This is a genomic window from Eubacterium barkeri, from assembly GCF_900107125.1.
Taxonomy (GTDB): Bacteria; Bacillota; Clostridia; order Eubacteriales; family Eubacteriaceae; genus Eubacterium_O; species Eubacterium_O barkeri.
Genome location: NZ_FNOU01000004.1, coordinates 13,262 through 26,171 on the forward strand (window position 1 = coordinate 13,262; position 12,910 = coordinate 26,171).

Genomic DNA, 12,910 nt, shown 5'->3' on the forward strand with positions numbered 1-12,910 from the left:
GAATCCAGGCCGTTTTTTATCTTGTCTGGCTCTTCCACTACCGCCCTTCACACGGTTTTATGTTACAATGGCATCATTAAAACAATAATGGATAAAAATCCCAATGGAAAGCAGAGATAATATGATGAAAAAAGGTGATCACTTCGAAATGGAAATCCAGGGGGCCGTGTTTCCTGGTAAGGCTTGGGGCCTGGTCCCTGTCGGCGACGACATGCGCAAATGCTGGGTCAAGGATGGCATTCCCGGCCAAAAGGTTCGCATCATGGTGACGAAAAAACGGAGTAAAAAGATTGAAGGCCGGATTCTGGAGGTCCTGCAAAAGGCTCCGGAGGAAATTGTACCGGCTTGCCCCCACTTTGGGCGCTGCGGCGGATGTTCCCTCCAGAACCTGCCCTATGAAAATCAGCTGACCATGAAGAACGATTATGTCATGGGCCTGCTGGCCGATGCTGGCATCACCGGCTACGATGCCCTACCCATCGTCCCCAGCCCCGAGGTCTGCGGCTACCGCAATAAAATGGAATACTCCTTCGGGGATGATGCCCCGGATGGCCCCCTGCTCCTGGGCCTCCATGAAAAGGGGAGCTTCTACAACATCCTGCCCACACCCCACTGCACCATTGTCGATGGCGACTTTGGCAGCATCCAAACCGCCGTGGTCGGGTGGTTCGCCGAGGGAAGTACCACCTACTTCCATAAGCGACGCCACGAAGGCTTCCTGCGCCACCTCGTCGTGCGCAAGGGCAAAGCCACCGGGGAAATCCTCATTAACCTCGTCACCACCAGCCAGGGCGAGCTGGATGCCGGGGCCTTCACATCGCTTTTGCTGGGGTTGCCCCTATCCGGGACCATCGTCGGCATCCTCCACACCCTCAATGATGGCCTGGCCGACGTGGTCAAGGCTGATGATATGAAAGTCCTCTACGGTCAGGATATCCTCCATGACCGGATTCTGGGGCTGGATTTTGAAATTTCCACCTTCTCCTTTTTCCAGACTAACACCCTTGGGGCCGAGCAGCTCTACAGCGTGGTGCGGGATTTCGTTGGGGATACTCCGTCAGAGGTTCTCTACGACCTCTACTGCGGCACTGGCACCATCGCCCAAATCATGGCACCCGTTGCTAAAAAAGTTGTGGGCATCGAGCTGGTGGAGGAAGCCGTAACCGCCGCAGAAGCCAATGCCAAGCGTAATGGTCTCACCAACTGCACCTTCATCGCCGGGGATGTTATGGAGAAGGTGGCCGAGCTCATTGACCGCCCCGATGTCATCATCCTGGATCCGCCCCGGGATGGCATCCACCCCAAGGCCATCTTTAAAATCATCGACTTCGCCCCAGACACCTTTGTTTATGTTTCTTGTAAAGCCAGCTCCCTGGCCCGGGATCTGCCCTTCTTCGTGCAGGCCGGGTATCAGGTGGAAAAGGTGCGATGTGTGGATATGTTTCCGGGGACGGTGCATGTGGAGACGGTGGTACTTCTTTCCCACAAAAAGCCAGACAGCGTAATCAACGTAAAAGTCGAGTTTGGCGAGGGTGAGGACAAAGTTCCACTTGGAGAAATAGCGAAAAAGGCAGAAGCCTATAAGCCAAAGGAACGAGTGACCTACAAAATGATAAAGGAGTATATTGAAGAAAAATACGGCTTCAAGGTACACACTTCTTACATAGCAGAGGTAAAGCGGTCATTGGGATTACAAATGTATGATGCACCGAACGCCGTGGAGGAATTAAAACACGAGAGAAAGCACCCGACACCAGAGAAGGTAGAAGCAATAAAAGATGCTTTGAAGTATTTTGAAGTTATTTAAATAGCTTCAATTTTGATATGGAGGGGTTGAGATGAAACTTAAGAAGATGGCAATTATAAATTATAGACAGTTTCAGAATGCAGTTATTAATTTTGACGAGGAATTGACAATTTTAGCGGGTGCAAATAATAGTGGAAAAACGTCGATTATTGAATTGTTTAAAAGGATTTTTAAAGATAAAAAATTTTCAAAAGAGGATATTTCGGCGGAATATTTCTCAAAGTTACAGCATGACTTTATATGTAGTATAGATAAAATTTATAATATTACCGCAAATGAAACAGAGTTCAGAGAAAATATTAAGAAAGAATTTTCTATAGAGAATAAAAATAAGTGGACGGCTATTAAAATTAAGATAGAAGTTCAGTATGACAAGAGTGAAAGTATTTCTTTATTTTCCGATTATTTAATGGAATTAAATGACACATGTACAGGTTTTTTCTTTTTGTTTAACTATGAAATTAATATAGCCGAATTAAATAAATGTCTTGGCTTGAATGCTACAAATTTATTTGATAAAAAACATGAAATACAAGAACTAAAATCAAATAGAAAAACCAAGGAAACCAGCGTAAAGTTAACAGAATTAAAAGTGGAGTATGAAGAATTTTTGATAGAAATATTTAGTGAGGCATTAGAAAATAGAGTATATTTTGCCGATATAAATTATGAAAATATAGAACCGATTGGGATAAGAGAATTTCAATCCCTTTTCAATTATAATTATTTAAATGCAACGCGTCTATTAAATGACGAAAAAACAGACAATTATTTTTCGATAAGTAAAGAACTACTTAGTCATTTTAAAAGAAGTAGGGATTGGGAAGAATTTAAGAAACAAATAATTAAAGATATTAAAGGTGGTCTAAGGAAACAAAAACTTAATGAGAAAGTTAAAGAACATTCTTTAATAAAAGCACAAAATGCTTTGGAGAATATTGAAAAATATTTTGAGTATAACAAAGGAGAATTTTCGTTACAAACAGATATTTCTGATGAATTGCTCTTGGACTTTTTATCATCTTCATTACAGACGTTTTTTGAATTTGAAAATGGGACTAAACTTAAAGAGTTTTCTCAGGGATTAGGGATAAGCAATCTGATATATATGTGCTTAAAAGTAGAAGCATTCGTTCAACAATATCAGTCCGATGTAGTAGATATCTTTGTTATTGAAGAACCGGAAGCTCATATGCATCCTCAGATGGAAAGAATGTTAATTGAATTTATAAATGAAATATTATTAAATGAGGATAATAACCGTGTACAGGGGATGATTACAACACATTCTAGTGAGATAATTAAGTGTTCCGATTTAAGAAATATTAGGGTAATAAGGATTGATAAGCTTTTAAAAAGTTCTGTTTATGACATGAATTTATTCAAACAGAATCTAGATACAGAAGAAGAAAGACAGTTTTTTTCATTTTTATTTTCTATAAATTATTCAGATTTAATATTTGCTAATAAAGTAATTATGTATGAAGGAGATACGGAGAAACTATATATTGAAAAACTTCTGTCAACAAAAGAATTTGAAGGGTTGTCTAATCAATATATTTCTTTTGTACAAGTTGGTGGTGCATATGCTCATTGGTATAGAAAGTTGGTGCATTTCCTGAAAATAAGGACGCTGATAATTACAGATATTGACTATTGCAAAAAACTTACATCAATCAATGAAATAAAATATGATGATGGAATTACAAATGCAGGCTTGATTCAGTATTATAAAGATTATGTTACTCTAAGTATATTAAAGAGGGATATCTTATCGTATTGTGAACATAAATGTAGACAACATCGAAAAGATTGTCTTTATGAAAAGGCGGAGATTGAAAAGATATCTTTAATACAGGAAGATTTGCGAAAGAGACCATGCCCTAAAATAAAAAAACCTGATTATTCTATTATAAAAGTAAAACCTACTGTTACAGATATTGATTTATGGATTAAAGATACGGATGATGAAATGATTAAAGTTGTATCACAAGGCGAGAGGGATGCATATACTCGTACATTAGAAGAGGCCATGCTATGCAAACTTCTAGGAATTACAGTAGAGAGTATAAATAGTGTAGATTGGTGGAAAAAGCAGATACTGAATAATAAAATTAAATTATATATTCCAACTAGAAAAAAGAATATAACGGTGAGAGATATTTTAAATGAGAATAAAAACAATAAAACAGATTTTATGTATTCGATAATTTTATCGGAATTACATTTAAAAGCTTTGCCAAATTATATACGGGAGGGATTGATGTGGCTGATGTAAAGAAAATAAATAATATGTTTTTGGTTAACGCACCAGCAGGTAGTGGAAAAACGACATACATTGAAAATTCGATTGTTAATCTGCTCGCCCAATATCCTAATCGTAGAATACTGAGCATTACTTACACAAATAGAGCAAAGGATGAATTGAATACTAGAATTGATAGTAAAAATGTGACAATAGATACCATTCATTCGTTTCTTTCCAAATTCGTTGGTCTTTATCTTTCAAAACCTGAGGTGATTGATTTATATATTCAGGTATTTGAAAATAAGATAAAGTCACAGATTGATAATGGTGAAAAAGACTCCAAAAATGTAAGATATATTGATAAGTTTGGAAAACTAGATTTTGAAACTATTAAAAATAATGTACATAAAATTTTTTATAATGAGCAGGCCTATAGTAGCTATTATTATGGAGGGCTTTCTCATGATGATATATTGTTTTTCTGCCGCAAGATGTTTGAAAAATTTGCGATGTTAAAAAAACGTTTATCTAATAAATATGCATATATTTTTATTGATGAATATCAAGATACATCTGCAGATGTGTTATATATTTTTTATCAATCAGTGCTGAATACAAGCAGTAACTTATACTTGCTTGGAGACAAAATGCAAGAGATATACAATAATTATGATGGTTCTTTTAATTCTATACTTAGTGAGTTTAACCAAAATGAGGATTTGAGTATTAATTATCGCTGTTCTTCAAATATTGTGGGAATACTCAACAACTTATATAATGACGAGAAATTTTACCAGCAACCTAACAATTCTTGTGGGAAGGTTAATCCTACGGTCATGATAACAAATGTTTTTTCGGAATCTTTTGTTGAACAATTTAAAGATTATATGCAGTTATATCTTTTTAATCGAGAACGCTTTGAAAAGATTGGAGCAGGCGATTTATTTAGGGCATTATCAGATATGAAAGCATATAAATTTCCTTCACAATATACGCCTGTTGATGCGTTGACGGATACGACAAATGATAATCCAGACAAATTATTTCGGATATTGTTTTGTATTTGTGATTTTATCAAAATGGTAAGTATGGCTGCATATGGTAAAAGCATTCAATTTGCCAGAGAAAAAAAGCAAATATTTAACAGCGAATTTACTAATATTGAATTTCATAATGATAAAATTATTTTCTCAGATAAAGTTCAATGGTTAGAGGAAATATATGAGTCTTCAACGATGACCATACAAGAATTTTGTGAATTTTTAATTGATAATGAATATTGCAATAAGGATGTTTTTCGCCCATTGCTGGAAGCTATAGAATATGAAGAAGTGTTGAAAGTTTCGTTGTCTCAATTGCATGCACTATATGCATATTTAGGTGCTCCTAGTGTTTCTACACAGCATGGAGTAAAAGGAGAAGGTCATAATAATGTTTGTTTTATTGCTGAAGATTCAACTCGAAATCCAATTGTTTATATGTATGAGTTTTTTCGCTTGCTATGTGTTGAGGATGTTAATCTGACGGATTTTCAAAATTTCTATTATGATTATGTATCTGAAATAAAATCAATTGATTTAACGCATTTAAAACCAGCTAAAACCTATAGTGTTCATGAGGGTGAGTATTTAAAGTACGCTCAGTATATAAAAAATAGGTATAAGGATAATAAATATTTTTCGTTTTGCCAACAAAAATATTATGATAAGTATTTAAGTAATCCTAATTCAACTAATGCAAAAGAGTGCTTTAAATCAACAAAAATTCGGGGGACTTTATGGGCATATAAATTATTTTATGTGGGCTGCTCTCGTGCAAAAGAAAATTTAGTTATTGTAATAGATGAGAATAAAATAGCTTCATTTAGAGATGAATTTATAGAAAGAATGAAAGCAATAGGATTTGACGTGATTATTACGGTGCGATGAAATCGCTGTTCCGGAGGACAGGAAATCAGTAGTCCGGAACAGGAAATCATCTGTGTCATGTTACATGCGAGTTTACTCGCTTAAGGACTGATCCAGTCCATATACTTCCCTCATGGACCTGTAGTTCGTAGGATCTGTGGGAATAATATTGATTTTATAAGCATCATGTTTGATCCTATCCAGGATAGCTTCCGCCAGAGGGCTATCATCACCGCCTAACTGGTCATACCATCCACTTTGATCATACTGTGAGCAAAAGATGGTAGATGATTTACGGCGACGTCTGTGAAGCAGTTCAAGGATATCCTGCTTTTCGGATTCCGTTGGCTTCAGAAGGAGCCATTCATCAATGATGAGCAGAATCGGGTTGGCATACTTAGCTAGAATCTTTTTATAAGTACCTTCGTTTCTGGACATCTCCAAATCGAGCAGAAGATCCGGGAGCCTGACATATTTGGTCTTATATCGTTGTTTGCATGCTTCCATACCAAATGCACAGGCCATGTAGGTCTTTCCACTGCCTGTAGCACCTGTAATAAAGAGATTACGGTGTTCAGTGATATATTCGCAGGTTGCAAGCCTTCTGATGAGGTCTCGATTAAGCTTGCGACCTGAAGTGTAGTTGATATCTTCAATGTACGCCTCAGGCTGATCGAATCCGGCATTCCTGATCAGTCTTTTCAGACTGTTGCTTTTTCGGTTGCTGTATTCGATGTCTACCAGCATTCCAAATCGATCTTCAAAAGAGATTTCTTTCATCTTGAAATCATTCCGCTGGTGGAGGAATGCATCTGACATAGCTGTCAGTCGCATTTCTATTAACTTATCAATCGTACTTTGGTTGGTCATGGTTCTTACCTCCTGTAATAGTCAGCACCTCGGGTGAGGGCGTGTTTATTCTGTGTGGTGACGGATTCGGATGCTTGTGTCGCATCTGCTTCTGGTATGAGCTTGTCTTGTTGTCCCGCTGCAAGGATGTTCTTGATGCTCTTGTAGCTGGGACTCGCTGTATAGCTGAGAGCCTTTTTACAGGCCTTCTCCAACCGGTCGACAGAATACTTGTCGGCCAGCTTTAAAAGCCCCATACAGCTGCGATAGGACTGCTGCTCCACACGTTGGGAGGAAAGAATCGCATTTACAACCTGGAACGTATTGCTGCCAATCCGTTCAGCCCATTTACGGAAACGATCACCATTCCATTCAAGGTACTCCTGATGGTCTTTGGGCATATGCTCCGTAACTGTACTGTATTGTCCCTTGCGTCCGTACAGACGGCGATGGGAGGCAATACGATTGTGGTTATAAAAGATTTCAATAGTGCCGTCTGTAACCCTGATATCTACCTTGCGTTTTATATATTCATACGGAACTGAGTATAGCATTCCGGCGCAAGATATGTGATAATTGAACTGAACGGTGGCTTGTTTCCATTCCGCCAGTTCGTATGGGGTAGCCGGTAGTGGTGCCAGCAATGGCAGTTCTTCGTCGTGGAAGATTTCATACCGGCTGCCCTCTTTCTTTTGGAATGGCCGATGTGTAAAAGCTTCCAGCTTTTCTCGAATGGCATGGTTTAATTCTGCTAAAGAGAAGAACTGTTCATCGCGTAATGCTGCAGTGATCCAAGTCGATATATTTCCAACGGATCCTTCTGCATTTGGTTTATCCTTTGGTGCCCTTACACGGGCAGGGATAATGGCAGTTCCATAGTGCTCAGCCATCTCGTGATAAACAGTATTGACTTGCTGGTCATACCAGCTTTTGTTATGGATCACTGCGGTTTTGCAGTTATCCGGAACAAGGATTCTTGCCACACCTCCAAAGTATTCATACATGTGGATATGGGCTGTGATCCAAGCGTTCTGTTTCTCATTGATAAAAGCTTCAACGTATGGATACTGGCTATAAGTCATGACTCCGACAAACAGGAAAGCATCAGTAATTTCTCCTGTATCAGGGTCAATGATTCGGGCTGGATCTCCAGCCCAGTCAACCTCGACCTGCTCTCCAGGCTTGCGGTTGATGTGCATGGTAGCACGGCGTTTCTGTTCATCCTGCTGGATGTGGAAGCAGAACTGAGAATACATAAGAGGCTCATCACCGCTGAGGCGACAGTCTTCTAAGTATTCTGTCCACAGGAGCTTTTTGTTTACTCCGTTGCGGAGAAGTTCTTTGCGGATGTGCTCGTAGTCCGGCATGCGCTTTGGTCTAACTGCCTGACTTCCTTTGGGAAACATTAGTTTCTCAAGCGCTTCATCTGTGAGAGTAGCATTTAACGGCCATTGAAGCTTCAATTCTCTGGCACGATGCTGAACTTTCACAATTGTTTTTTGAGAAACACCACAGCTTTGTATGATGTTCCTTTGCGACAATCCTAAAGCTGTAAGCCTTAGGATTTCACGGTATTTGGTCATAAAATACAGACCTCCTTATAATGGATTTACATCGGCGGAACCAATGCATATCTCCATTATAAAGCTAGTGGAATGCTGATTTCCATGCCCGGTATTATGATTTCCTATAAAACGGAATAGTGATTTCCGGAAACCGGACAGGTGATGGAAATCACCCCGGAATACTCAATATCTCCAAATCAAGACTTTCAATTCTTCGATGGTCATTTTTTCGGTATCATAGCGGTTATACAAAAGTTCGGATTTCATTCGTGCCCACACGCTTTCGCACCTGGCGTTATCGTGGCAACGACCACCGGCACTGTTCATGCTCTGCGTGATATGGTATTTCTTGAGTGCGTTGCGATAGCAGTTACTGGTGTATTGCGTTCCCCTGTCACTGTGACAGATAGCACCTTCAAGCCCTGGATAGGCCTTATAGGCGTTTTCCAGCGTTCTTTCGCATAGGGGGGCCTTCATGTTGTTGTCCATGGCGAGGCCAAGGACACTCAAATCGAAACAGTCGAAAATGGCGGAGATGTAAAGTTTGCCATCCTTTGCCTTGATCTGTGTTATGTCCGTGACGCACTTCGTAAGCGGTTCATCAGATTTCTGGGCTTCTTTATCGGCTTTGGTGATTCCGTTCGGCCTGCGTTTAGGACGGTGGCTTATTCCGACTTCCTCCATCACACGGTAGACCGTCCTTTCACTGGGTATATCGATATTCTCTGGCTGCTTCAGGAGAAGCGCATCGCGCATCCGGATACGGCCGTAGGTATCGTTGCACTCATCCTCCTTGAGAATCGCCATCATCGCATCAACAAGGGGCTGGTATTTCCAGGGGTGGTCTTTTACCTGAAGGTATTGATAAAATCCCTGTCGACTGATATGGAGAATGCGGCAATAAAGGGAGAGTTTTCCTTTGTTCGAGCCGTCAGCTATCTTCGATGCAATGAACTTCATTCTTTCGTTCTTGCTGATTTCCGACGGCTCGCGGCGAAAAAAGCGCTGGCTTCCTCCAGAATTCTTTAAGACGACGAATCTCTTTATCCTGTACCTTAACGTGCTGGCGCAGGCTGATGAGCTCCTCGGTCAATGACATAGCGCTTGTTGGCGTCTGTGAACCTGGCCCCAGGTCTAACTTGCCGAGTCGGCAGGATCTCATCCAGGAATACAGTGTATTCTTGGGAATGCCGAGTTCCTTAGCTGCCGTTGATTGACTAATTTCTTTTGCTAGCTTCACGGCCTGTATCTTATATTCTGAATCATATTGTCTATTCTTTGCCATTTTATCGTCTCCTTCTGATTCTTTAATTAGCTTAAATCCTTGTGAATCAGATGTCAACTAAAATTATACAACATCAAAGATACTTTGCTGCTCTTCCTTGGCGGTTTAGCAAAAAACCTTGAGGCAAATATATCAACTTTTTTAGACAATATCGTTTTAGCTTTTCCTTGGGGTTTCGACTGTGCGTTTATGATAATACGCTACTATTCATTGTCAAAAGAACAATCTTTCTTTTCATCAAGTAGAACATCCACGACCTTTATTGTAGATAAATCATTCCTACTTGGGTTTGCAACATTATCTAATCTTCTCGCATGATTCATAACCAAATTATCATAGATATTTCTAGCTAATCTTCCATTAGAAAAATTCTCATCTTTTTTAGAGATTTGTTTTTCAAAATATGAATGTACTAACTCTTTTGCATCATCATCCAAGCGATAATCGTTTTTCTGACACATAGAAAAAAGAATCGCATCTAATTCGTCAGAATCATAATCATTAAATTCTATATACGTATTGAATCGAGATTTTAAGCCAGGGTTAGATTCGAAAAATTTCCTCATTGGCTCTGTGTATCCTGCTACAATGACAACCAAATCGTCTCTGTAATCTTCCAATGCCTTCGTAAGTTCAGTAAGGCACTCTTTTCCGTACGAATCAGAATTTTCATTTTCAGTAATGCTATATGCCTCATCGATAAACAGAACTCCACCTTTTGCTTTCTCTATAACTGATTTGACTTTTAATGCGGTTTGACCTTGATAACCCGCAATTAAATCTGTTCTAGAGACCTCAACAAAATGCCCCATAGATAATAAGCCTATTTCCTTATAGATTCTTCCCACTATTCTTGCTACAGTTGTTTTGCCAGTGCCTGGATTTCCTGTAAAAGCCAGGTGCAATGTGTTTTTTGATGAATACAAGTTGTTCTCGCTACGAAGTTTTTGCACTTTTTGATAAGCTATTAAATCATCAACTTTTCCTTTAACAGTAGCCAGACCAACAAGTGAATTTAATTCTTCTAACAATTCTTGTAAGGTGCGTTTGTCTTCTGTTTCTCGGCTTTTCTTTTCATTACTACAGATATCTAAAAGTTTCCTATAGCCATAAAAGTCAATTATGCAATTTCTAAGAGATGCTGCAACCTGCTTTGTTTCTTTAGAGTACTTGTTGGAATCAATTATTCGATTAATTCGTTTCAGCAGTTCAATCGTTGATTTTTCATCATCATTTTCTTCCGTTATCACATTTGCATATCGTGTTACTTCTCCTCCAGCAGATATTAGTGCATCAAGTGTAGAGGCAGTGGTATTCATTGCATTAATATATTTTTCCATCAGATTAAATAACCCCAGTCAATGCAAGCACTAACTCAACAATAACAAGTCCCAAAGCACCACCTGCAATGTAATAAGAATATTTTAGTCTTGTCCCCAATGATGCAACTTGGTCTTGCATTTTTGCAGTATTATCTGCAATCTCTTTATCTATTTCTGTTGTTTTTTCTTGCAAAGAAACAATACGATTATCAGCCTCTGCTAGGTTAATTCTCACATTTTTTTCTTGTTCCCACATAAAATCGATATCGGTAATATGCTCTATAGAATCAACTTTACATTTAAATGCTTGTAATTCAGTAATTGATTTTCTGTTACCCTCTGCATATTTTTTTGCTTCATCTTGATTCTGCGATATTTTATTGAGTTCATCTTGCTGACTCTCGCTGGAGTAGCATAATCTTTCCAAATTATTCTGATGCACTTGAAGCACTTTGTTGCTGTCATCAATAACATTAAACAAACCTGCTACCTCTTTTTTTACGGTAGACAAATTTTCCCACATGCTATCAATATCTTTCAAGTGTGTATAGCCATTTAGAACCGCAATAAATTCATCAACTTGGTTAAGGTGATTTTGGATTTGACGAATATTGACATCTACGGTTTGTAATTCAGTTTCAATTTTGCTAATGGATTCCTTTGATTTAGTAACATCCTCCCAAATAAAATCCACCTCATTCAAATGAGTAATGCTGTTCATCTGGCTGGCAAATTCTGAATTGTATTCAATGATAGGTATTTGCTCGTCTAAGCGATTAGCTGTACCATCAAGCTTTTCAGATAAATCAGAGAAGAAATCCATATATGTTTTTGCTTCTTTTCGAAGTGTAAAAATTTCGTTGTTCACTTGCTCTAATAAATTCTTGTTTTTCGAATTAGCAGTTGCGATATCATTCGTGGTTCTCGTGGATAAAGCAGTTATGCTATCAGAAATCACCTGAATGTTCTTACGAATAGTATTACAATCAGACCATATTTTATCAATATCGGTAAGATGCCTATATCCATCTAGCTTTTCTTTGAAAGCTTTTAATGTTGTAATGATTTTTTTCATGTTATCAACATTTTTATCAATCTCAACTTGGTGAAAATCCAACTTGTTCTGCTGATTAACAATTTTATCATGATGCTGTTTAAGTACTTCTTGCTGCGCTTTGACATCATTACTGGTTTTTTCAATAGCCTTTACACTGGCAACGATGCTCGTTATATAATCCTTATCTAGAGCATTCAAAGCATTATATATTTCTCTAAACTCTTTTATTGTTTTATTGTTTGTCGAGTTAATATCAATCAAATGACCTTGAATGGATTCCAATCGATTATTTAGCTCATATCCAGTGACCTTGTGGTCTCCTAGTCCAAAAAAATCGCCATCAGTTTTCACTCTATCAATTGCTAATTCTGCCATATTTTTTTCTGAAAACTCCTTAAGGCGCTTTTTAGCCAAATCAAAACTATGTCTTTTTATATCCAACTCATTCATTATCTAACAGATCTCCTATTTTTCAAGTTCATCAAGTTCATTAGACAACAAATCTAATTTATTAATAGTATCTATATCCTTGGTATCAACAACTGTATCTTCAAATTTTTCGTCAAATTCAACTGGTTCTATCTCTCTCATTATATTTGAAAATGCATCAGCCATAATTCCAGCAGCCACAGTATGTCTTTCTCCTACAGATTGAGCACTATTTTCCTTTGCAACATACATTTCTTGAATCGCATCCTGTTTTTCAGCTGAAGGATCTTCCTTAATTTCTAATTCAGATTCTATTACCTCTTCCATTGACTTCAAGGATATATTTTTTTCCTTTTTGCTTTTGCAAAGCAAGTAAATCGTACCTACAGCTACTCCTGCGACTACAGCACATACTAATTGTTTTTTCATCATTAACATCTC

Annotated in this window: 10 protein-coding genes; 3 read left to right on the top strand and 7 right to left on the bottom strand. The window is 38.3% G+C overall.

Annotated features, from left to right (window positions below; genetic code table 11):
• The first annotated feature begins 121 nt into the window (after positions 1–121).
• From rlmD to BLU30_RS03525, 3 genes are read left to right on the top strand one after another with little or no spacing between them, the layout of a single operon-like run.
• Positions 122–1,807, top strand: a complete 1,686-nt coding sequence (rlmD, locus tag BLU30_RS03515) for a 23S rRNA (uracil(1939)-C(5))-methyltransferase RlmD (protein ID WP_340148118.1) — start codon at positions 122–124, stop codon at positions 1,805–1,807.
• A 31-nt stretch (positions 1,808–1,838) separates the two neighbouring features.
• Positions 1,839–4,085: an AAA family ATPase gene (locus BLU30_RS03520; RefSeq protein ID WP_090243535.1), complete on the top strand. Its 2,247-nt coding sequence runs from the start codon at positions 1,839–1,841 to the stop codon at positions 4,083–4,085.
• A complete protein-coding gene (locus BLU30_RS03525) occupies positions 4,073–5,983 on the top strand; it encodes a UvrD-helicase domain-containing protein (RefSeq protein WP_090243537.1) in 1,911 nt (636 codons plus the stop codon). Before BLU30_RS03520 ends, BLU30_RS03525 begins: the two co-directional genes overlap by 13 nt.
• A 72-nt stretch (positions 5,984–6,055) precedes the next feature.
• Here the strand turns inward: BLU30_RS03525 and istB are convergent, their stop codons facing one another.
• From istB to BLU30_RS03560, 7 genes are all read right to left on the bottom strand, one after another.
• Positions 6,056–6,832, bottom strand: a complete 777-nt coding sequence (gene istB / locus BLU30_RS03530) for an IS21-like element helper ATPase IstB (RefSeq protein ID WP_090243539.1) — start codon at positions 6,830–6,832, stop codon at positions 6,056–6,058.
• A 5-nt stretch (positions 6,833–6,837) separates the two neighbouring features.
• Positions 6,838–8,394, bottom strand: a complete 1,557-nt coding sequence (gene istA, locus BLU30_RS03535; RefSeq protein ID WP_090243541.1) for an IS21 family transposase — start codon at positions 8,392–8,394, stop codon at positions 6,838–6,840.
• Positions 8,395–8,559: 165 nt separating this feature from the next.
• Positions 8,560–9,336 (bottom strand): IS3 family transposase, encoded by a 777-nt coding sequence (locus tag BLU30_RS03540; RefSeq protein ID WP_242873493.1) that lies wholly within the window; start codon positions 9,334–9,336, stop codon positions 8,560–8,562.
• Positions 9,308–9,661 carry a transposase gene (locus BLU30_RS03545; protein WP_242873494.1) on the bottom strand — a complete coding sequence of 118 codons (354 nt, stop codon included), beginning with the start codon at positions 9,659–9,661 and terminating at the stop codon, positions 9,308–9,310. Before BLU30_RS03545 ends, BLU30_RS03540 begins: the two co-directional genes overlap by 29 nt.
• Before the next feature lie 203 nt (positions 9,662–9,864).
• Positions 9,865–11,001: an AAA family ATPase gene (locus BLU30_RS03550; RefSeq protein ID WP_090243543.1), complete on the bottom strand. Its 1,137-nt coding sequence runs from the start codon at positions 10,999–11,001 to the stop codon at positions 9,865–9,867.
• A gap of 4 nt (positions 11,002–11,005) precedes the next feature.
• Positions 11,006–12,490: a coiled-coil domain-containing protein gene (locus BLU30_RS03555; RefSeq protein WP_090243545.1), complete on the bottom strand. Its 1,485-nt coding sequence runs from the start codon at positions 12,488–12,490 to the stop codon at positions 11,006–11,008.
• 15 nt (positions 12,491–12,505) lie between these two features.
• Positions 12,506–12,901, bottom strand: a complete 396-nt coding sequence (locus BLU30_RS03560; RefSeq protein WP_090243547.1) for a hypothetical protein — start codon at positions 12,899–12,901, stop codon at positions 12,506–12,508.
• Positions 12,902–12,910: the final 9 nt, after the last annotated feature.